This is a genomic window from Sphingopyxis sp. GW821-FHT02C12, from assembly GCF_059421785.1.
This window is the reverse complement of the sequence record NZ_JBWKVQ010000002.1, coordinates 1243005-1263355: the sequence shown is the minus strand read 5'-3', so window position 1 is coordinate 1263355 and position 20351 is coordinate 1243005. Positions and strand designations below refer to the sequence as shown.

General features: G+C 65.6%; 20 protein-coding genes. 11 read left to right on the top strand and 9 right to left on the bottom strand.

Features of this window, described 5'->3' with window-relative positions:
* From AC07U1_RS21365 to mazG, 8 genes are all read left to right on the top strand, one after another.
* Nucleotides 1–1203: a D-alanyl-D-alanine carboxypeptidase family protein gene (locus AC07U1_RS21365; RefSeq protein ID WP_495177595.1), complete on the top strand. Its 1203-nt coding sequence runs from the start codon at nucleotides 1–3 to the stop codon at nucleotides 1201–1203.
* Nucleotides 1200–1823: a dTMP kinase gene (tmk, locus tag AC07U1_RS21360; RefSeq protein WP_495177596.1), complete on the top strand. Its 624-nt coding sequence runs from the start codon at nucleotides 1200–1202 to the stop codon at nucleotides 1821–1823. Before AC07U1_RS21365 ends, tmk begins: the two co-directional genes overlap by 4 nt.
* Entirely contained in the window at nucleotides 1814–2797 is a 984-nt protein-coding gene (locus AC07U1_RS21355) for a DNA polymerase III subunit delta' (protein WP_495177597.1), read from the top strand. The genes tmk and AC07U1_RS21355 overlap by 10 nt, the downstream gene beginning before the upstream one ends.
* Nucleotides 2798–2850: 53 nt before the next feature.
* Nucleotides 2851–4425 (top strand): methionine--tRNA ligase, encoded by a 1575-nt coding sequence (metG, locus tag AC07U1_RS21350; RefSeq protein ID WP_495197798.1) that lies wholly within the window; start codon nucleotides 2851–2853, stop codon nucleotides 4423–4425.
* 118 nt (nucleotides 4426–4543) lie between these two features.
* A complete protein-coding gene (locus AC07U1_RS21345; RefSeq protein WP_495177599.1) occupies nucleotides 4544–5320 on the top strand; it encodes a TatD family hydrolase in 777 nt (258 codons plus the stop codon).
* 27 nt (nucleotides 5321–5347) lie between these two features.
* Nucleotides 5348–6112 (top strand): MBL fold metallo-hydrolase, encoded by a 765-nt coding sequence (locus AC07U1_RS21340; protein WP_187140157.1) that lies wholly within the window; start codon nucleotides 5348–5350, stop codon nucleotides 6110–6112.
* Entirely contained in the window at nucleotides 6109–6282 is a 174-nt protein-coding gene (locus AC07U1_RS21335) for a hypothetical protein (protein ID WP_495178481.1), read from the top strand. The genes AC07U1_RS21340 and AC07U1_RS21335 overlap by 4 nt, the downstream gene beginning before the upstream one ends.
* Nucleotides 6283–6486: 204 nt before the next feature.
* Nucleotides 6487–7233 carry a nucleoside triphosphate pyrophosphohydrolase gene (mazG, locus tag AC07U1_RS21330; protein WP_495177600.1) on the top strand — a complete coding sequence of 249 codons (747 nt, stop codon included), beginning with the start codon at nucleotides 6487–6489 and terminating at the stop codon, nucleotides 7231–7233.
* Here the strand turns inward: mazG and hflX are convergent.
* The 6 genes from hflX to AC07U1_RS21300 form a co-directional block, all read right to left on the bottom strand.
* Nucleotides 7211–8557, bottom strand: a complete 1347-nt coding sequence (hflX, locus tag AC07U1_RS21325; protein WP_495177601.1) for a GTPase HflX — start codon at nucleotides 8555–8557, stop codon at nucleotides 7211–7213. The two genes, mazG and hflX, sit on opposite strands and share 23 nt — an antisense overlap.
* Nucleotides 8558–8565: 8 nt before the next feature.
* A complete protein-coding gene (gene hfq / locus AC07U1_RS21320) occupies nucleotides 8566–9057 on the bottom strand; it encodes an RNA chaperone Hfq (protein WP_056351428.1) in 492 nt (163 codons plus the stop codon).
* A gap of 122 nt (nucleotides 9058–9179) precedes the next feature.
* The gene (gene ntrX / locus AC07U1_RS21315) at nucleotides 9180–10559 is read right to left on the bottom strand and encodes a nitrogen assimilation response regulator NtrX (RefSeq protein ID WP_187140160.1); all 1380 of its coding nucleotides are present in this window, start codon (nucleotides 10557–10559) and stop codon (nucleotides 9180–9182) included.
* Nucleotides 10549–12840 (bottom strand): sensor histidine kinase, encoded by a 2292-nt coding sequence (locus AC07U1_RS21310; RefSeq protein WP_495177602.1) that lies wholly within the window; start codon nucleotides 12838–12840, stop codon nucleotides 10549–10551. The genes ntrX and AC07U1_RS21310 overlap by 11 nt, the downstream gene beginning before the upstream one ends.
* Before the next feature lie 216 nt (nucleotides 12841–13056).
* The gene (locus AC07U1_RS21305) at nucleotides 13057–13431 is read right to left on the bottom strand and encodes a hypothetical protein (RefSeq protein WP_187140162.1); all 375 of its coding nucleotides are present in this window, start codon (nucleotides 13429–13431) and stop codon (nucleotides 13057–13059) included.
* 328 nt (nucleotides 13432–13759) lie between these two features.
* A complete protein-coding gene (locus AC07U1_RS21300; protein ID WP_495177603.1) occupies nucleotides 13760–14191 on the bottom strand; it encodes a GFA family protein in 432 nt (143 codons plus the stop codon).
* 175 nt (nucleotides 14192–14366) lie between these two features.
* On the opposite strand from AC07U1_RS21300, the gene AC07U1_RS21295 reads away from it, so the two are divergent.
* On the top strand, nucleotides 14367–14744 hold the full coding sequence (locus tag AC07U1_RS21295) for a hypothetical protein (RefSeq protein WP_495177604.1): 378 nt from the start codon (nucleotides 14367–14369) through the stop codon (nucleotides 14742–14744).
* A gap of 228 nt (nucleotides 14745–14972) precedes the next feature.
* On the opposite strand, the gene AC07U1_RS21290 is transcribed toward AC07U1_RS21295, so the two are convergent.
* The 3 genes from AC07U1_RS21290 to dusB are packed head-to-tail and all read right to left on the bottom strand — an operon-like array spanning nucleotide 14973 to nucleotide 18474.
* Complete coding sequence (locus AC07U1_RS21290) at nucleotides 14973–16391, bottom strand: sigma 54-interacting transcriptional regulator (protein WP_495177605.1); 1419 nt, start codon at nucleotides 16389–16391, stop codon at nucleotides 14973–14975.
* Nucleotides 16388–17479: a two-component system sensor histidine kinase NtrB gene (locus AC07U1_RS21285; protein ID WP_495177606.1), complete on the bottom strand. Its 1092-nt coding sequence runs from the start codon at nucleotides 17477–17479 to the stop codon at nucleotides 16388–16390. The genes AC07U1_RS21290 and AC07U1_RS21285 overlap by 4 nt, the downstream gene beginning before the upstream one ends.
* On the bottom strand, nucleotides 17476–18474 hold the full coding sequence (gene dusB, locus AC07U1_RS21280; RefSeq protein ID WP_056351408.1) for a tRNA dihydrouridine synthase DusB: 999 nt from the start codon (nucleotides 18472–18474) through the stop codon (nucleotides 17476–17478). Before dusB ends, AC07U1_RS21285 begins: the two co-directional genes overlap by 4 nt.
* Nucleotides 18475–18568: 94 nt before the next feature.
* Between dusB and AC07U1_RS21275 the strand changes: the two genes are divergently transcribed.
* Both AC07U1_RS21275 and AC07U1_RS21270 read left to right on the top strand, forming a co-directional pair.
* On the top strand, nucleotides 18569–19756 hold the full coding sequence (locus AC07U1_RS21275) for a bifunctional 2-C-methyl-D-erythritol 4-phosphate cytidylyltransferase/2-C-methyl-D-erythritol 2,4-cyclodiphosphate synthase (protein WP_495177607.1): 1188 nt from the start codon (nucleotides 18569–18571) through the stop codon (nucleotides 19754–19756).
* Nucleotides 19757–19787: 31 nt separating this feature from the next.
* Entirely contained in the window at nucleotides 19788–20327 is a 540-nt protein-coding gene (locus AC07U1_RS21270) for a hypothetical protein (protein WP_495197797.1), read from the top strand.
* The last annotated feature ends 24 nt before the right edge of the window (nucleotides 20328–20351 follow it).

Here is a 20351-nt window from a genome sequence, read left to right as displayed (position 1 = left end):
TTGGCGGCGTTCGCGCTGCTGCTCGTCCCCGCCGCCGCGCCCGCCGCCAATCCGCCCGCGAAAAAGGCACCCGCCCAAAAGGCGCCGGCAGCGGTGAGCCGTCCGCTTTACGTCACCCAGGCGCCGATCGTGATGCTCAAGGATCTCGATTCGGGCGCGATCCTGTTTTCGCGCGGCGCCGACAAACGCTTCGCCCCCGCCTCGATGGCCAAGGTGATGACCGCCTATGTCGTCCTCGACCTGATCAAGGCGGGCAAGCTGTCGCGCGACACGGTCTTCACTGTCGACGACGCGACCTGGAAACAATGGAACGCCCGCCGCGGCGGCTCGACGATGTTCCTCCGCGCCCGCGAGAAGGTGAGCGTCGACGAGCTGCTCAAGGGACTGATCACCGTCTCGGGCAATGACGCCGCGACCGCGCTCGCGGTCGGCATCGACGGCAGCGAGGATGCTTTCGTCAAGAGAATGAACGAGGTAGCGAAAAAGATTGATATGAAGTCGAGCCGCTTCGGTACTCCCAGCGGCTGGCCCGACGGCGGCGTCACCAAGGTCTCGGCGGCCGACCTGATCACGCTCGCCGACCGGCTGATCCGCGACCATCCTGCGGGATATGCGCGCTATTTCTCAATTTCCAGCCTCCGGCACGGCAAATCGCCCGATGGCAAGCCGATCGTCCAGCCGAACCGCAACCCGATCCTCGGACGGTTCGCGGGGGCCGACGGGCTCAAGACCGGCCACACCGCCGACGCCGGCTATTGCTTCCTCGGCTCGGCGAAGCGCGACGGGCGCCGCCTGATCATGGTCGTCGCGGGGATGAGCAGCGAAAAGGCGCGCCGCGACGAGGCCGAGCGGCTGATGGCCTGGGGCTTCGATGCCTGGGAAGGGCGTGAGATCGTCCCCGCCGGCGCCAAGGTCGGCCAGATCGACGTGGGGCAGGGGGCAAGGCCCACCCTTGCCGCCGAAGCCGCCATCCCGGTCCGCATGACCGTGCCCGCGGGCTATCGGGGCGGCTATCGCGCGACCGTGCGCAGCCAGAGTCCGCTCGCCGCGCCGATCGCGCGCGGCACCCGTGTCGCCGACCTTATCGTTACACCCGACGGCCTGCCGCCGCAAATCACGCCGCTACTCGCCGCGACCGATGTGGGGGAGGGCGGCTGGCTCGACCGCGCGCGCACCGGCTTCTACCGGCTCACCGGACTGTGAGCGGCCGCTTCATCACGCTCGAGGGCGGCGAGGGGGTCGGCAAGTCGACCCAGATCCGCGCCCTCGCCGCCGCGCTCGCCGCGCGCGGGGTCGATGTCGTGACCACCCGCGAACCCGGCGGCAGCCCCGGCGCCGAGGCGATCCGTACCCTGTTGATGGAAGGCAGCGACGACCGCTGGGACGCGCGCAGCGAGGCTTTGCTCTTCGCCGCCGCGCGCGCCGACCATGTCGCGCGCACCATCCGCCCGGCGCTGGCACGCGGCGCGTGGGTCCTCTGCGACCGCTTCGTCGACTCATCGCGCGCCTATCAGGGCGCCGGCGGCGGGCTGACCGATGCCGACATCCTCACCCTCCATCGCATCGGCTCCGAAGGCCTGCTTCCCGACCGCAGCTTCCTGCTCACCGTCGACACCGACGAGGCCGCGAGGCGTCTCTTGGTCCGTGACGCCGCCGGCGCCGACCGTATGGGCAGCAAGTCCGCCGACTATCAGGCGCGCCTCTCCGCGCGCTTCGCCGCGATCGCCGCCGCCGAACCGGGTCGCTGGCGCGTTGTCGCCGCCGAGGGTTCAGCCGACGCCGTGACGTCAGCCATCCTCGTGGACCTCGAACCATGGCTCTGATCGGGCATCAGGACGCCGAATGCGCTTTCCTCGAATCCTGGGCCGCCGGGCGGCTCCATCACGCCTGGCTCCTCGCCGGGCCCCAGGGCATGGGCAAGGCCGCCTTCGCCGCGCGCGCCGCGCGCTTCCTCGTCACCCATGACAAGGGCGGGGCGAGCGCCGCGATCCCGCTCGACGACCCCGGCGATACCGCCGCCGACCGCCTCGTCGCCGCGGGCAACCATCCCGAGATTCTCCACCTCAACCGACAGGTGAAGGACAAGGGCAAGGACCTCGCGCGCAACATCACGATCGACCAGGTGCGCGAGCTGAAAACCCGTCTTCACTTCTCGCTGTCGCTCGGCGACTGGCGCGTCATCATCGTCGACGCGATCGACGATCTGGAGCCTGCCGCGTCCAACGCTCTGCTCAAGACGCTCGAGGAACCGCCGGCGCAGACCGTCTTCATCCTGATCAGCCACTCGCCGGGGCGCCTGCTCCCGACAATTCGCTCGCGGTGCAGAACGGTGCGTTTTCAACCGGTTGATCATGACGTCATGACGGCGTGGCTGCACGAATTGCGCCCGATGGCCGATATGGCCGAGCTTCGCGCCACCGTCGCCGCGTCGGGCGGCGTCCCCGGCAAGGCGCTCGCGCTGATCGACAGCGACGTCGGCGCGATGGAAAAGAAGCTGCTCGCCATCGCCAGCTCGGGCGACCCCGGCAATCGCCTGCGAGAAGCGCTCGCGCGCGAGGTCGGCGGCACCGCCAACCGACCCAAACTCGAACTCGTCATCGACATCGTCCCCGGCCTGCTCGCCCGCATCGCACGCGAGCGGCCGATTGCCGAGATCGCGCCGGTGCTCGCGCAATGGGACAGGGTGCAACGCACCGTTCGCGATGCGATCCGCGGGTCGTATGACGGCGCGATGGTTGGGTTCGAGATCGGCAATTGCCTCGCCGAACTGGCGCCGCGCGGCATGCCGGCGCGCTGACGCGGGGGAAGGGGCCACTTCCCCTTCCGCCCCGCACCCGCTAAGGCGCGGCCATGTCCGAAACCAACACCCCTTTCTACATCACCACCGCGATCAGCTACCCCAATGGCCGCCCGCATATCGGCCACGCCTATGAGGCGATCGCGACCGATGTCATGGCGCGGTTCCAGCGCGCCCGCGGCCGCGACGTGCGGCTGACCACCGGCACCGACGAACATGGCCTCAAAATGTTTCAGACGGCGCGCGACCAGGGGCGCCCGACGATCGAACTTGCTGACGAAATGTCGGGGTATTTCCGTGAGATGTATGCCAAACTGAATATCAGTTTCGACCATTTCATGCGCACATCCGACCCCGCGCATCACGCCGCGTCGCAGGCCTTGTGGCGCGCGATGGAAGCCAATGGCGATCTCTATCTCGACCGCTACGAGGGCTGGTATTCGGTCCGCGACGAGGCCTTTTATGATGAAAGCGAACTGATCGCGGGGGAAGGGGAGGCCAAGCTCTCGCCGCAGGGGACCGCGGTCGAATGGACCGTCGAAGAAAGCTGGTTCTTCCGCCTCTCGGCCTATCAGGACAAGTTGCTCGCGCTCTATGAGGCGAACCCCGATTTCATCCGCCCCGAAAGCCGCCGCAACGAAGTGCTGCGCTTCGTCGAGGGCGGGCTCAAGGATCTCAGCGTGTCGCGTACCAGCTTCGACTGGGGGGGGCCGGTGCCGGGATCGCCTGGCCATGTCATGTATGTCTGGGTCGATGCGCTGACCACCTATATGTCGGCGCTCGGCTATCCCGATACCGACAGAGAATGGGGCAAATTCTGGCCCGCCGACATCCATATGATCGGCAAGGATATCGTTCGTTTTCATACGGTTTACTGGCCGGCCTTCCTGATGAGCGCCAATCTGCCTTTGCCCAAACAGGTGTTCGGACACGGCTTCCTGCTCAACCGCGGCGAAAAGATGTCGAAATCGCTCGGCAACGTCGTCGATCCGATGACCCTCGCCGACACCTTCGGGGTCGACCCGCTGCGCTATTATCTGCTCCGCGAAGTCAGCTTCGGCCAGGACGGCACCTATTCGGCCGAGGCGATCGTGCGCGCCGCCAACGCCGATCTCGCGAACAGCTTCGGCAATCTGGCACAGCGTAGCTTGTCGATGATTTTCAAGAATTTGGGCGGTGAACTTTCCGTCATACCAGAAAATGCGGAGGCGGACGCGGACTTGCTTGCCACCGTGAAAATTGCCTGCGCTTCGGAACTTCCGCGCGAGTTTGAGAAACTGAATTTTTCAGTCGGCATTGAGGCTTGGCTGAGGGCAGTTTTTGCATGCAATCAGTACGTGGATGAAATGGCCCCTTGGGCGCTGCGCAAGACCGATCCTGAGCGAATGGCCGCTGTGCTCATGATTCTCTTCATCGCCGTTCGCGACCTCGCGATCGCCATCCGCCCGGTCGTGCCAGCCGCCGCCGACAATCTGCTCGACCAGATGGGCATCGCGGCCGACGCGCGCGACTTTGCGGCGCTCGCCGACACCGACTGGCTCGCCAGGCTAGCGGGCAGCGGCTTCACCGTCGGCCAGCCCGTCCCGATTTTCCCGCGTCTCGAACTGCCCGAGGGGGAAGGGGAATGATCGCCCCCATAAACTTCGTCATTGCGAGCGAAGCGAAGCAATCCAGGGCGGCCTTGCGCCACCCTGGATTGCTTCGTCGCTACGCTCCTCGCAATGACGAGAACATGGACATCATCTGATGCTCGTCGATTCGCACTGCCACCTCAACTACAAGGGGCTTGCCGAACAGCAGGGCGAGGTGCTGGCGCGCGCCCGCGACCGCGGCGTCACCGCGATGCTCAACATCGCGACGCGCGAAAGCGAATGGGACGATGTGCTCGCCGCCGCCGAGGCGAACCGCGACGTCTGGGCCAGCGTCGGCATCCATCCGCACGACGCCGACCACCATCCCGACGTCGACACCGCGAAGCTCGTCGAGCGCGCCGCGCACCCGCGCGTCATCGGAATCGGCGAAACCGGGCTCGACTATTATTACGACAAGAGCGACCGGCAACGGCAGCGGGACAGTTTCCGCCGCCACATCCACGCGTCGCAGGCGACCGGCCTGCCGATCATCGTCCACACCCGCGATGCCGAGGAAGATACGCTCGCGCTGCTCGGCGAGGAGATGGGCAGGGCGACATTCCCCGGCGTGATCCACTGCTTCACCGCCAGCGACGATTTTGCAAGGCAGGCCCTGGCGCTCGGCCTCTATATCTCGATCTCGGGCATCGTGACCTTCAAGAACGCCGCCGATCTTCAGGCCACCGCGCGGTGGCTACCGCAGGATCGGCTGCTGATCGAAACCGATTCCCCCTTCCTTGCCCCCGTCCCGCACCGCGGCAAGACCGGCGAACCGGCTTTTGTCGCCGACACCCTCGCCTATCTCGCCGATCTGCGCGGCGAGGACAGGGCGGTCCTGGGCGCCGCGACAAGCGCAAATTTCTACCATTTGTTCAGCAAGGCGGCGCCATGACGTCACGTCTGGCATGAAGGCCGCACTATGAAAGTTCGCATCCTGGGTTGCGGTACCTCGTCGGGGGTGCCGCGGATCGGCAATGACTGGGGGCAGTGCGATCCCGACAATCCGCGCAACCTGCGCAGTCGCTCGTCGATCCTGATCTCCTTGGGCGGTTTCCGCCTGCTCGTCGACACCAGCCCCGACATGCGGCTGCAACTGCTCGATGCCGAGGTCGGGGCGGTCGATGGCATCATCTGGACCCACGAACATGCCGACCACTGCCATGGCCTCGACGACCTGCGCCAGATCATGCATCTGCGCGGCTCGCAGGTGCCGGCTTACGCCCGCAACCATGTGCTCGACACGCTCAAATGGCGCTTTACCTACGCCTTTGCAGGGAACGCCGGCTATCCGGCGTTGGTCGATCCGATCGACCTGCTCGACCATCAATCGATCGGCCCCCTTGAGGTGTCGGCGATCGAAATGCCGCACGGCCCGATCAAGGCCAGCGGACTCATCTTCAGCGATGGTGTCCACAAGATCGGCTATGCGACTGATTTCTCGAAATTTACTGACGAAATGGTCGATTTTTTCCAGGGTGTCGATCTGTTCGTGATCGACGCGCTGCGCCGCTATCCGCACCCGACACATCCGCATCTGGCCATGTCGCTCGCGGCGCTGGAAAAGGTTGGAAATCCGCGCGCGATCATCACCCATATGGACAATACGATGGATTACGACGACCTTGCAGGCGAACTGCCGCCGGGCGTCGAGCCGGGCTATGACGGGCTGGAGGTGCAGTTGTGACCGACATGGGCGTCAATCTGATCTGGGGGATCGGTTCGCTGGCGCTGGTGGTCAGCGCACTCGTCGCGCGCCAATTGCCGATGAAGGACTGGATCAAGATGGCACTGGCCTGGATCGCGATCTTCGGACTGATTTTCCTCGTGATCCGAACATGGCAGGCCGTGACGTGACTTATGCTTAGGGCCTCGTCATTGCGAGGAGCGAAGCGACGCGGCAATCTAGGGCGGGCATGAACCGCTCTGGACTCCTTCGTTCGCCCGCAATGACGAACGATTGGGAAAGCAGTCGCCCGCTACCTATCGATCAATTTAACATAATATATATTATCGGATAAACCTATGTCCCAAGGCACGACCAAATCCCCCGCATCCCCCATGGCCCGCCTGCTTGGCGTCATGGCCCGCTTGCGCGACCCCGACGGCGGCTGCGAATGGGATCTGGCGCAGGACTTCTCGACCATCGCGCCCTATACGATCGAGGAAGCCTATGAAGTCGCCGACGCGATCGCCGGCGGCAACCCCGCGGCGATCTGTGACGAGCTAGGCGACCTGTTGCTTCAGGTCGTCTTTCACAGCCAGATCGCGGCCGACGATGGCCTGTTCACCTTCGACGATGTCGCGACCGCGATCTCCGACAAGATGGAGCGCCGCCATCCGCATATCTTCGGTGACGCCACGACGTCCGATGTGCGGCTGCAATGGGAAGCGATCAAGGCGAACGAACGCGCCGCCGACGGTCCCAAGGGTGCGCTCGACGGCGTTGCGCTGTCGCTGCCGGCGTTGCTCCGCGCCGAAAAGCTCCAGTCGCGCGCCGCGCGCGTCGGGTTCGACTGGCCCGATGCCGATGGCCCGCGCGACAAGATCGCCGAGGAACTTGCCGAAGTGGCCGCGGCGACCAACGAACAGGAACGCCATGAAGAGGTCGGCGACCTGCTCTTCGCGGTCGTCAACTATGCCAGTAAGCTCGGAGTCGATGCCGAGAGTGCGCTGCGTGACGCCAACATGAAGTTCGCAAGACGCTTTGCCGCCATGGAAGACCGCGTGGGTGGAACGCTGGACGGCCTGTCGCTCGACGCGCAGGAAGCGCATTGGCAGGCGGTCAAGGCGTCGGAGCGGTCCTAGCCGGCCACAGCCGTTCGAACCGCGCCTTGTCCGCAGGATCGAGCCGCACCGTCAACACATGACCGTCGCCCTGCGGCTCGTCGCCCAGCACTTCGCCGCGCGCGTGAAGCCACGCTGCCGCTTCGCCATGGTCGTAGCCGAGGAAAATGCGTTCGACCCTGTGCAGCGCGGTCAATTGCGACGCCATGAGCGTCCGGGCCGCTTCGACGCCCTCGCCGCTGACCGCCGAGATGACCGCGACGTCACTCCGCCGCGCCGCCATCTCTTCGATCGCCGTGCGCTCATCGGAATCGGCGGTGTCGATCTTGTTCCATATCTCGATCTGCGGAATGACCGCGGGCGCATCGGCGCCCCCTTCCCCACCGTCCTGCGGGCCGTTGACGCCCAGCGAATTGAGGATTGCGACAACATCGGCATATTGCGCCTCGCTGTCGGGATGCGCGATGTCGCGGACATGGACGATCAGGTCGGCTGTGGTCACTTCCTCCAGCGTCGCGCGAAACGCCGCGACCAATTCGGTCGGCAGGTCGGACACGAAACCGACGGTGTCGGACAAGATCGCCTTGTCGATGCCGGGCAGCCGGATCTCGCGCATCGTCGGGTCGAGCGTCGCGAACAGCATATCTTCCGCCATGACGTCACTTCCCGTCAAGCGATTGAAAATCGTCGATTTTCCGGCATTGGTATAGCCGACGAGCGCGACCACCGGCCAGGGCGCCCGCTGGCGCTTGGCGCGCTGCAACTGCCGCGTCCGCTTGGCATCCTCCAGGCTGCGGCGGATACGCGCCATCCGGTTGCGGATCATCCGGCGGTCGGCCTCGATCTGGGTTTCGCCGGGGCCGCCGAGGAAGCCGAAGCCGCCGCGCTGGCGCTCGAGGTGGGTCCAGCTGCGCACCAACCGCCCCGCCTGATAGTCGAGATGCGCCAGTTCGACCTGCAGCCGTCCCTCGGCCGTCGCCGCGCGCTCGCCGAAAATCTCGAGGATTAATCCCGTGCGATCAATGACCTTGGTCCCGAACGCGGTCTCCAGATTGCGCTGCTGGATTGCGGTAAGCGCCGCGTCGACAATGACAAGCTGCGCGGCACCTTCGCCAACTTCGGCCTTGATCGCATCGATCTGCCCCACCCCGATCAACGTCGCCGCGCGCGTCTGCCGCAGCCGCAACGGATAAACCGCCACGACCTCCAGCCCGATCGCCAACGCCAGGCCCTTCGCCTCCTCGGCCCGCGCGTCGAGGTCGCGCGACAGGCGCTGGCTATGCCATTCGGGTACGATCAGCACCGCCGTGGCGCCGCGCGTTACCTCGTCGTCATTGTCGGACATCGGATCGATCAGGCGTCGCCTTCGGGCTCGCTGTCGGTCAGATTGATCGGCCCATTGGGCTGCACGGTCGAAATCGCATGCTTGTAGACCAGCTGCACCTGCCGCTCACGTTCGAGCAGCATGCAGAACAGATCGAACGCGACGATATCGCCCTGCAGCATCACGCCGTTGACGAGGAACATCGTCACCGATTCGTCGGATTTGCGTACCGCGTTCAGGAACACATCCTGCAATGCCTTGCCCTTGCTGGCGGGAGCGTCACGCAGATTGTCGCCGAGCAGCGACAGGTCGAAGTCATGCGAGGGCATGACGGTCGAAATCGCATGCTTGTAGACGAGCTGCGACTGGCCATCGCGGCGCAGAAGCAACGAAAAATTGTCGAACCAGGTGATGATGCCCTGCAATTTGACACCCTTGACGAGGAACATCGTCACCGGTGTCTTGCTGCGGCGGAGAGCGTTGAGGAAGAGATCCTGGAGATTCTGGTTTTTATCGGACACATTGGCCTCCTGTTCTTGGCGGGTAAAACCGCTTGATGGCCCTGACTGGACCGCCGCTTTCGTCGCGGCGTGCCCAATATGCGGCAAAGCGTCGCGCAGGTCTAGCGCAAAGCCGATGGCTTTCAGGCTTCGCCGTCCGAATTGTCGGTCAAACCCAAAAGCTTCAGCTTCCGGTGCAATGCCGACCGTTCCATGCCGATGAAGGTCGCGGTGCGCGAAATATTGCCCGAGAAACGATTGATCTGGATCCGCAGATATTCGCGCTCGAAATTCTCTCGCGCTTCCTTGAGCGGGATTGCGGTGATCGATTCGGCGTTAGGCAATATGTCGGTGCCGCCGCGCACCAGTTCGGCAGGCAACATGTCGGCGTCGATCCGCCCGAGCCGATCGCTCGGCGCGAGGATCATCACGCGCTCGATGACGTTGCGAAGTTCGCGAACGTTGCCGGGCCAGTCGTGCGCCTGGAGCGCCGCCATCGCTTCGGTGCTGATTTCCGCCGGCGGCGCACGGCGATCGGCCGCGTAGCGACCGACAAAATGCTCGCACAGGGCTGCGATGTCATCGCGCCGCTCGCGCAACGACGGGATGTGCACCGGCACGACGTTGAGGCGGTAATAGAGATCCTCGCGGAAACGCCCCTCGGCGATTTCGGTCATCAGGTCGCGCGCCGATCCCGAAATGATCCGGACATCGACGCGGATCATCGTCCGCCCGCCAACGCGGGTGAAGCTCTGATCGGTCAGCACGCGCAATATCTTGCCCTGCGTGGTCAACGGCATGTCGGCGACCTCGTCGAGGAAGACGGTACCGCCATGCGCCTGTTCGAGCAGGCCGACGCGGATCGCGCCGTCGTCGCTTTCGGACCCGAATAGCTCGGCCTCGACCGTCTCGGGGTCCATGCGCGCCGACGAAATGACGCGGAACGGCGCGGTGTGGCGGCCGCTCCAGCCGTGGAGGACGCGCGCCGCGACCTCCTTGCCAACGCCCGCCGCGCCGGTGATCAGCACGCGGCTGCCGGTACCGGCGACGCGTTTCAGCGTCGCACGGACATTGTTGATCGCGGCGCTGGTGCCGGTGAGTTCGTCGGCGGGACCGGCCCGTTCGCGCAGCCGCTCATATTCGAACTTCAGCCGTTCGTTTTCGGTCGCGCGCGCAACGAGGTGGAGCAGGCGTTCGGCCTCGAACGGCTTTTCGATGAAGTCGAAGGCGCCGCGGCGGATCGCGGCGACGGCGGTGTCGAGCCCGCCATGACCCGAGATCACGATGATCGGCAGCGTCGGATCGAACGCCTTGATCGCCTCGACCAGTCCAAGCCCGTCGAGCCGCGAGCCCTGCAACCACACGTCGATCAGCGCCAGCGACGGGCGTCGCTGGCGGATTGCCTCGAGCGCGGCGTCGCTGTCAGACGCGGTGCGCGCCTCATATCCTTCGTCTTCCATGACGCCGGCGACGAGGTCGCAGATGTCGCGCTCGTCGTCGACGATCAAAATATCAAGCGCCATGATCTTCTCTATCCTGCCGGTTCCGGGAACGGCCCGGGACCGATTCGGCCTGCCCTGTTGTCGTGTCGGCGCCGCGCCCGGCGAGCGGGCGGAGGCGGTCGGGATGAAGCGTGAGCGTCACGCACGTCCCCTTTCCTGCCGGATTGTCGGCAAAATCGAGTTCGCCATAATGCTGCTCGACGATTTTCTTGACGATCGCGAGGCCGAGTCCGGTGCCGCCCTGGCGGGTCGTCATATAGGGTTCGGCGATCGTGTCGCGGGCTTCGGGGAGGCCGATGCCGTCGTCGGCGATGCGGATCACAACTTCACGATCATTGCCCATATCGAGGATCGCACGAATGTGGCCGATCGGTGAAGTTTCGGGATTTTTTGCATTTTCTTCAATGGCTTCAACCGCGTTCTTGACGATATTCGTCAGCGCTTGGGACAGCAAGCGGCGGTCGCACACCAAGGGCTCGATATCGTTCGGGACGGTGACGCTGAAGGCGATGTCGGGCTTGGCGACCTCGAACAGGAACACCGCCTGTTTCAATATGTCGCGGATATCCTCGACCCCGAAGGTCGGCTTGGGCATGCGCGCGAAGCTGGAGAATTCGTCGACCATGCGCCGCATGTCGTGGACCTGGCGGATCACGGTGTCGGTGAGCTTGCGGAAGGTCGCCTGGTCGCCCTCGACCTTGTCGCCGAAGCGGCGCTGGAGGCGTTCGGCGGCGAGCTGGATCGGGGTGAGCGGATTCTTGATCTCGTGCGCGATGCGGCGCGCGACGTCGGACCAGGCGGCGCGGCGCTGGTCGAGCAATTGCTGGGTGATATCCTCGAAGCTGAGGACGAAGCCGTCGCCCTGCGCGACCGCCTTGGCGGCGAGCGTCGCGGGCTCGCCCTCGCGGCGCGCGAGCTGGACCACCGCCTCGCGCTCGTCGCCGGTGATCAGGCGCGCGAGTTCGGGCGCGACCTGTTCGAGCGGGCGTCCGGTGAGCTGGTCGGCGGGGGTCCCGATCAATCGCTCGGCGGCGGCGTTGGCAAGCAGGATGTGATGGCCGGCGTCGACCGAGACGACCGCCGAGGAGACGCCGCTGAGCACCGCTTCGATGAAGCTTCGGCGCGCCTCGATCTGCTCGTTGGCGCTGAGCAGCGCGCCGGTCTGACCCTGAATCTGTTCGGTCATGCGGTTGAAGGCATGGGCGAGGACCGAAATCTCGTCGTCGTGTGCGGTCGGCGTCACCCGCACCGACAGGTCGCCGCCGGCGGCGGTACGCGTCGCCCCGACGAGCGTGCCGAGCGGGCGGACGATGCGGTCGGCGACGACGATCGCCGCGATCACGGCGAGCGCGAGCAGGAGCAGCGCGCCGAGATAGAGCGCGCCGTTGAACTGGAGCTGGAGCTGCTGCGAACGTTTGAACAGGGCATTATAGTCGGCGAGCACGGTGCTCGCGCGCTGCGACTGCTGAAAGCCCAGAACATTGGCATCGCGCGACGCATAGAGATAGGCGCGCGATCGCCGCGGCAATTTGGTGACCGCTTCGATCCGGTCGGACTGGCGGCTGACGATGACATCCTCGCCATTGTCGAGCCGCGCGACGATCGACGGCGAAATGCGCGCTTCGGCATCGCGATTATCGGGATCGATCATCGCCGCCGTACGCGCGACGCCATCGGGACCGATCTCGATGATCGCCGATTCATTGAGGTTCCGGACGACGACCTGTTGCAGATAATAATCGGCAAAATCGGGACCATCGATCGGAAACCGGGCCAGGATATCGCCGAGATCGCCCGCCATCTTCATCGTGTTCGCGACGACCTCGCGCTGGTTTTCCTGATAATAGCCCTCGGCGAGACCCGCCGCATTTTCAAACATGCCGCGCGAGCGGTCGGAAAACCAGAAATCGACCCCGAACTGGAAGAGCAGCGAGGCGAAGATCACGACGAGCATCGTCGGCGTCGCGGCGATCAGCGAAAAGAGCGCGACGAGCCGGACATGGAGACGCCCGGTACCGCCCGCCATCGAGCGCATCGCGCGCGCGCGCGCCACGCGGCTGCCGATGAGCACGATCAGCGCCATCGCGGGAACGAGGTTGACGACCATGATCACGGCGACCAGCCCCGGCGTGAGCAGCCGTTCGCTCTGCGCGTCGCCGGTGACGAAGACATAGGTGGCGATGCCGACGCTAAGGATGAGGGCCAGCGTGTAATATTCGGGTGCGGCAAAGGTCCAGATGCGCGAACGAGCGCCCTGTCCTTCGGGTTGTGCTTCGCCGGTTACCGTAACGCCGTTCGCCATTGTTGCCTCGTTACGACAAACCTGTTGCATAGAAAACACACAATGTGCGCGGGGACCACGGTTTGGCGTATAAATCGTGTCGGTTGGGCGTTGTTTTGCCGGATGCTCGACGCTGGAACCGGGAAATGCGGGTCGTGTCGGGAGGAGCGGATCCGGGGCGATCGGATTCGGATGCCAAGGACCGCTTTGGGGTGGGAAGCAGACGCTCGCTGTGGACTACATCTCCAATAGGGACGTGATCTGTGAAGGCTCAGAAAGGCCCATTTGGCGCCCTAGAGCGACACCCAAAGGCACCACCCAGAATGCCGAGTCAGCATCAAATGGCGCAGGAGAATCGCTGAGATTGTATATGGTCTTTGCGCAAATTTCCTCAAAAGCATATTGTACCAAACCTAGCTGATCGTCCCGCTTCTCCGCCTTCAGCGTCTTTTGTCGAATGTCTTGGAAGAGCGCATGGGCGCCCTTCCAACTTCCACGATCCGCAATCATTATGAGAAGTTTGCGGAGCGTGTCTCTATCGTCACACCGATTTTCGAAGAACGTCAGCATCTCCGTCATTGCGTCAACGATGTTGGTTGGATGAGTGCGCATCACATTCTTCTATAGGATGTCACAAAGTCCGCAATCGGTCGTTAGCGGCCATTTTGGCTGGGTTCGAACCGGGTGACCGGAATGAGGTGGGGAACGGACGTTGCCACTCCTCCCTGTCGCGCAGCGATGGGGACGTGGCAGCGCGAAGCGCTGACGGAGGGGCCGACGCCGTCAAAGGCTGGCGCAACGCCGCGGCCCCTCCACCACCGCTACGCGGCGGTCCCCCTCCCCACGGCTGCGCCGCAGGGAGGATTCATTTCCGCAACCGGTTGTGAGAGGCCATTCCGGCGCCCGCGGAGGGTCGGCGACGGGTGGCTTTTCCGCGCGGTCAGCTATCGGCCTTGTCCGAGGGGAATCCTGCCGCGAATTGCGGCGCCCCGTCGGTTATGCACACCCAGGGCGCCTTCGAACCGACGAATATATGGGCGGCATACCCACGAAATCCCGGGTCGTCGTCGAGCAAGCCCGCCGGGACGAAATATATCTTTCCTTCCCGATCGGTGTGCGGGGTCGGACTTCCGCACGTCTTGCAGAAGCTGGATTGCCACCCCTGCTCACCGGGGACATGGTAGGTCGCGATATTGTCCGCGCCCTTCACCCATCGGAAGCTGGATTTCGCGGCATAGAAAACGGCATTGCCATCGGTTCCCGACACCTTGCGGCATTTCGAACAGTGACATTGCCCGGCCGGTCCGAATTTGCCGTCGACGACGAAGCCTATTTTGCCGCAAAGGCATGAGCCTTTGATTGGTCCGGGCATCGCTATCTCCCAAATATTCTGAACCGGGTCATACTAGCAAAGCCCGGCGTGGCCGCAATCGGTCATGCGCGACCATCGGCTTTCTCTCGCTTGCCGCGTTCCGGCCGAGCGATGCGCAAATCGCCGATAGGGAACATCCGTTGACGCAAAAGCCGTCTGCCCGCATCACCCGGTCATGACCGACATTGGACCGGGTTCAACCAGCCTCTATCTGCTGCCCGAAGGAGAGCGCCCCGACTGGATGGAGTATCCAGGGCCCTTTATGCGCATCGTCGAACAGGCGCTGCTCGACATCACTCCTTGGCATATCATGGAGGCGCGGCGTGCCGCCGTTCATTTCGAGGGACTGTCCCGACGTTATCCATCCCGCGACCTGTTCCCCTTCGCCTATCGTCAGGACAATGACGATGTGGCGTGCTGGTCAAAGGATTCCGGCGAGCAAGTCGTTATCATCCATGATTTCGCCTCGCCCGGTTGGGAGGATTCGGGCCGGTTCGACGATATATGGTCCTGGTTTCGTGCCGCCGTCGAGGAGATGATCGAGTGGGAGTGAGGCAGTCGGCGTTGGGGTCCGCTTTGGGGTGGGAATCGGACGTTAGCCGCCATCCCTTGTCCTCGTGCCGGGCTTGACGCGGCACCCGCCTTTTTCTTCTGCAAGACAAGGCAGGCCCCGGATCAAGTCCGGGGTGACGATGAACGAGAAATCTTCGCTCGATTGAAGGCTCTCATGCCATCCCGTGCCAGCTTTCAAGCCGGTGCACTTCCCCGTGCCGGCACCGCTTCACACCCGGGTCGGGTCGATGTCGAGCTGCCCCAACCGCTTGCGCAGGGTGTTGCGGTTGATGCCGAGGCGGCGGGCGGCCTCGAGCTGGTTGCCGCGCACGTCGCGCAGCACGCGGCGCAGCAGCGCGGCCTCGACGATCGCCTGAAGCCGTTCGTGGATCGTGCCGTCCTGTTCGGCGGCGGCGAGTTCCTCGCGCGCCCAGTCGTCGACGGCGCGGCCGATCGCGTCGGCGGGGGCGAGGATCGGATGGCCCTCGCCGCTTTCGTGGAGCACCGCCTCGACATCGCGGACCGAAACGACGGTGTCGCGCGACAGCACCGCGAGGCGCTGGACGACGTTGCCGAGTTCGCGGACGTTGCCCGGCCAGTCATAGCGTTCGAGCAATTGCATCGCGGCGGGCGCGAACTGGCGGTCGGGAAGGCCTGACGCGCGGCCGGCCTCGACGAAGTGGCGGATCAGCGCGGCGATGTCGCTGCGCCGGTCGCGCAAGGGGGGCAGCGTCACCGGGATGACGTTGAGCCGGTAGAAAAGATCCTCGCGAAAGCGGCCGTCGGCGACGAGGGTGCGCATGTCGCGGTGGGTCGCGGCGACGACGCGAACGTCGGCACGCAAGGCCTGGCTGCCGCCGACGGTCGAATATTCGTTGCTCTGGAGGACGCGCAGCAGCCGCGTCTGCGCCTCGATCGGCATGTCGCCGATTTCGTCGAGGAACAAGGTGCCGCCCGCCGCCTGTTCGAAGCGCCCCGCGTTGCGGCTGTGCGCGCCGGTGAAGGCGCCCTTTTCATGGCCGAACAGTTCGGCCTCGATCAGTTCGCGCGGGATCGCCGCCATGTTGATCGCGACGAACGGCCCGGCGCGGCGCAGGCCGGTGGCGTGGACGGCGCGCGCGACAACCTCTTTCCCCGTGCCCGATTCACCGAGGATCAGGACGGCGAGGTCGTTCGAGGCGAGGCGTGCGATGGTGCGGTAGACCGCCTGCATCGCCGGAGCGCGGCCGACGAGGCCGTGACTGTCGGCGGGACCGGCCTCGACGGCGGCGGCGGGTTCGGCGCGGCGGCGGGCCAGCGCGGCGCGGACGCTGGTCGTCAGGTCCTCGAGGTCGAAGGGCTTGGGCAGATAGTCGTAGCTGCCGATGCCGGTCGCGCGCACCGCCGTATCGAGGGTGTTCTGCGCCGACAGGATGATCACGGGCACTTGCGCGTCGAGCCCGGCGCCGGGCAGCGAGTCGATGCCGTCGCCGTCGGGCAGCACGACATCGGTGATGACGAGGTCGGGACTGTTCGCGGCGAGCCAGGCGTTGCGTTCGGCCACGGTGGTGACCGCGGCGAAGACGCCGCATTCCTCGGCGAGGGTTTCGCGGATGATCAGCGCGATCGTCGGATCGTCCTCGACGAGCAGGATCGTCTTGCCGTTCATGCCGTCTGGCCCTTTTGCGCTGCGGGGAGGTGGACGCGGAAGCGGGTCCATTCGTCGTCGCGCATATGCTGGACGGTGCCGCCCATGTCGCGCGCGAGCTTTGCCACGAGCGCGAGGCCGAGACCGCGGCCCTCGCGCTTGGTGGTGACGAAGGGATCGAACAGGTCGCCGCGGATTTCGGCGGGGACGCCGGGGCCGTTGTCGCTGACCGCGACCTCGATCGGCAGCGGAATGCGGCCGCGGCCGTCGCCATTGTCGATCGAGAGGCCGTGGCGGTACGCCGTCGCGATGCGCACCGTGCCGTCGTCGCGCGCGCCCAGCACTTCGCAGGCGTTGGTGAGCAGGTTGAGCAATATCTGCACCATGGCGTCATGGTTGCCGAGGACCAGCGGCAGCGAGGGGTCGAAATCCTCGGCAAAGCGGATGCCGGGAAGCTGGCGCGCGCGCACCGCCTCCATCGCCTGGTGGATCGGCTGGTAGAGGTTGAGCGGTTCGCAGGCGATCGGCTGGCCGCGCGAGAAATGCTCCATCTGGTCGATCAGCGTCGCGATGCGATCGACCTCGGCGACGATCAGCGAGGTGAAGCGCGCCTTGCCCGCGTCGGCGCCGCGCGCGAGCAATTGCGCCGCGCCGCGGATGCCGGCGAGCGGGTTCTTGATCTCGTGCGCGAGCATCGAGGCGGCGGCGCCGGCGGCGCGGCCCGAGCGGCCGATCGCGCCGCCCATCAGTTCGGCATCGCGCTGCGACGCGACGAGCGCGAGGATGCGGTGCCCGGCGTTCCCATAAGGCACCATCTGCATGTCGACCGCGACCGCCTTGCGCCCGCCGACGCTGATCTCCGCGCCATGGGCGAAAAGCGCCGAATAAGCGGGGTCGCTCATCCGCTGGCGATAATTGCGGTCCATGCCGATGACGTCATAGACGACATGGCCGACCATCGCGGCGCGGCCGGTGTTGCAGAGCTGCTCGGCGGCGGCGTTGACGAAGAGGATGACGCCGTTGCGGTCGATCAGCAAGGTGGCGACGGGATGCGACTGGATCAGCTCGTCATGGTCGAACGTCGGGATGCTCGACGTGAGCGCGCTCACGCAGCCGCCCTGGTCAGATGCGGTCCGTAAAAGCCTTCGAGCGCGTCGAGCACGCCCTTGCTGTCGGGGATCTGGTTGACCTTGTTGCGGAACTCGGCCGATCCGTGGAGCCCCTTGACGTACCAGCCGAGGTGCTTGCGCGCCATATTGACCCCGGTCATTTCGCCATAATGGTCGATCATCGCGCGGTAATGCGATGTAATGACGTCATATTGCTCGTCGAGGCCGGGGTCGGGGCGCTCGGCCTCGCCGCGCAGCGCCGCCATCACCTGACCAAGCAGCCAGGGGCGGCCATAGGCGCCGCGGCCGATCATGACGCCATCGGCGCCGCTCTGCGCGAGCGCGGTGCGCGCGTCATCGGCCGAGCAGATGTCGCCATTGACGATGACCGGGATCGAGACGGCATCCTTGACCGAGCGGACGAAGCCCCAGTCGGCCTCGCCGCGATACATCTGGTTGCGGGTCCGGCCGTGGACGGTGACCAGCTTGGCGCCGATATCCTCGGCGATATGGGCGAGTTCGGGGGCGTTGAGGCTGTCGTGGCACCAGCCCATGCGCATCTTGACCGTCACCGGCACCGACACCGCCTTGACGCAGGCGTCGATCAGCGCGGCGGCGAGCTTGAGGTCGCGCATCAGCGCCGAGCCGGCATCGCCGTTGGTGACCTTGCGCACCGGGCAGCCCATGTTGATGTCGATGATCGCGGCGCCGCGATCCTCGTTGAGCTTCGCCGCCTCGCCCATTTCATAGGGGGTGCAGCCGACGAGTTGCATCGACACCGGCTCTTCGATCGGGTCCCAGGCGGCCTTTTGCACAGATTGACGCGTCTCGCGGATCGCGGCCTGGCTGGCGATCATTTCGGTGACGTTGAGCCCCGAGCCATAATAGCGGACGAGCTTGCGGAACGGCAGGTCGGAGACGCCCGTCATCGGCGCGAGGATCACGGGATCCGCGATGGTGATGGGACCGATCTGGATGGGGCGCAGCGCCGCCATGGGGAAAGCCTTCGAATTTGCCTAAAAATTGAGCAGCGCCCCTACACGTTAAGCGGCTTTCCCGCAAGCGACGGCTGCGCTAACCGGCGGGGTGATGAGCGAGTCCGCCCCTTCCCCCGCCCCTGCCGTCGTCGCCGTGCTGCTAGCGGGCGGGGTCGGCGCGCGCGCAGGCTATGACCAGCCCAAGCAACTCGCGCTGCTCGGCGGCAAGCCGGTGCTGCGCTGGAGCCTCGACGCCTTCGCCGCGCATGGCGGGCTGTCGGGCGGGGTGCTGGTGGGCAATGATGACGTCATGGCGTCGGCGGGCGCGCTGCCGGAAGGCTGGATTTCGGCGGCTCCGGGCGACGAGCGGCAACAATCGGTGGCGAATGCGCTGGCGGCGCTGGCCGGCCTCGCGGACGATGCAGCGGTGCTGGTGCATGACGCGGCGCGGCCCGGCATCGGCGCCGCGGTGATCGACCGGCTGCTCGCCGCGCTCGCCGACGGCGCCGAAGCGGCGATCCCGACCCTGCCGGTGCCCGATACGCTGGTCGCGCAGGCCGACGGGGTTGCGGGCGATGTCGTCGATCGCGGTGCGCTGGCGCGGGTGCAGACCCCGCAGGCGTTCCGGCTCGGGACATTACGCCGAGCGCATGCCGCAGCCGACGGCGCCGCGGCGACCGACGATGCGCAGCTGGTGCGGCGGATCGGGGTGCCGGTGGCTGCGGTCGCCGGCGATGCGCGGCTCCACAAACTGACATATGCGGACGATATGGCGATCCTGTCGGGATTGCTGGAGACGGGCAGGATGATGCAACACGCGGTCGGCATGGGCTATGATGTTCACCGGCTGGTTGCCGACAAGCCGTTGTGGATCGGCGGGATAGAAATCGCGCATAGTCATGGACTTGAAGGCCATAGTGACGCCGATGTCGCGCTTCATGCGCTGACCGACGCGATCCTCGGCGCGCTCGGAGACGGCGATATCGGCGACCATTTCCCGCCGAGCGATCCGCAGTGGCGCGGCGCGGCCTCGCACCGTTTCCTGTCCTTCGCCGCCACCCGCGTCGCGGCGCGCGGCGGGCGGATCGCGCATGTCGACCTGACGATCATCGCCGAGGCGCCGAAGATCGGACCGCATCGCCAGGCGATCCGCGAGCGTATCGCCGACATCCTTGCGGTTTCGCCGCTGCGGGTCAGCGTGAAGGCGACAACGACCGAGCGGCTGGGCTTTACCGGTCGCCGCGAAGGGATCGCCGCGCAGGCCGTCGCGACACTGTCGCTTCCCGACGACCGGGCCTAAGGTCGGAAAAGCGAAAGACGATGGGGGATTCATGAAGCGGATTGTTTTGAGCGTAGCAGCCGGCGCGGCGGCGTTGGCGGGGCCATCGGCGCAGGCGGCGACGAAACCCTGCCTCACCGAGGCCGAAATGAACGGCCTTGTCGCCTATTTCCTGCCGCAGGTGATCGACGGCGTTGTCGAGACATGCCGCCCGCACCTTCCCGCGGGCAGCTATCTGCTGACCGGATTGGACACCCGCGTCGCCGAACTGCGCGGCAACGCCGATGCGGTCTGGCCGCTGGCCCGGGCGGGCTTCATCAAGATCGGAAGCGGCAAGAATCCGGAGGATGGGGCAGCGATGTTCGACATGTCCGACGATGAATTGCGGGCAACGATCGACACCGGCTTCGTTGAAACGCTCGGCATCGAACTCAAGCCGGGCGAATGCGCCGACGTCAACGACATCAGCGAAACGCTGGCGCCGCTGAGTGCCGACCAGATGGTGGCGTTCGTCGCAGCGACGTTTGCAGCGGTGTCGCGCGGTGGCAAAGGCGTGGCAAGCTGTCCGCGCGCCCTGTACAACGCCAATTAGGCGAATATCGCTCTGAACCGCCCG

Coding starts and splice junctions, on each gene's coding strand:
- AC07U1_RS21270 (WP_495197797.1), top strand. CDS start 19,788: ATGAAGCGGATTGTTTTGAGCGTAGCAGCCGGCGCGGCGGCGTTGGCG.
- dusB (WP_056351408.1), bottom strand. CDS start 18,474: ATGGCGGCGCTGCGCCCCATCCAGATCGGTCCCATCACCATCGCGGAT.
- AC07U1_RS21295 (WP_495177604.1), top strand. CDS start 14,367: ATGACCGACATTGGACCGGGTTCAACCAGCCTCTATCTGCTGCCCGAA.
- AC07U1_RS21305 (WP_187140162.1), bottom strand. CDS start 13,431: ATGCGCACTCATCCAACCAACATCGTTGACGCAATGACGGAGATGCTG.
- AC07U1_RS21345 (WP_495177599.1), top strand. CDS start 4,544: ATGCTCGTCGATTCGCACTGCCACCTCAACTACAAGGGGCTTGCCGAA.
- AC07U1_RS21355 (WP_495177597.1), top strand. CDS start 1,814: ATGGCTCTGATCGGGCATCAGGACGCCGAATGCGCTTTCCTCGAATCC.
- AC07U1_RS21300 (WP_495177603.1), bottom strand. CDS start 14,191: ATGCCCGGACCAATCAAAGGCTCATGCCTTTGCGGCAAAATAGGCTTC.
- AC07U1_RS21275 (WP_495177607.1), top strand. CDS start 18,569: ATGAGCGAGTCCGCCCCTTCCCCCGCCCCTGCCGTCGTCGCCGTGCTG.
- AC07U1_RS21340 (WP_187140157.1), top strand. CDS start 5,348: ATGAAAGTTCGCATCCTGGGTTGCGGTACCTCGTCGGGGGTGCCGCGG.
- ntrX (WP_187140160.1), bottom strand. CDS start 10,559: ATGGCGCTTGATATTTTGATCGTCGACGACGAGCGCGACATCTGCGAC.
- AC07U1_RS21290 (WP_495177605.1), bottom strand. CDS start 16,391: ATGAACGGCAAGACGATCCTGCTCGTCGAGGACGATCCGACGATCGCG.
- hflX (WP_495177601.1), bottom strand. CDS start 8,557: ATGTCCGACAATGACGACGAGGTAACGCGCGGCGCCACGGCGGTGCTG.
- metG (WP_495197798.1), top strand. CDS start 2,851: ATGTCCGAAACCAACACCCCTTTCTACATCACCACCGCGATCAGCTAC.
- AC07U1_RS21310 (WP_495177602.1), bottom strand. CDS start 12,840: ATGGCGAACGGCGTTACGGTAACCGGCGAAGCACAACCCGAAGGACAG.
- mazG (WP_495177600.1), top strand. CDS start 6,487: ATGGCCCGCCTGCTTGGCGTCATGGCCCGCTTGCGCGACCCCGACGGC.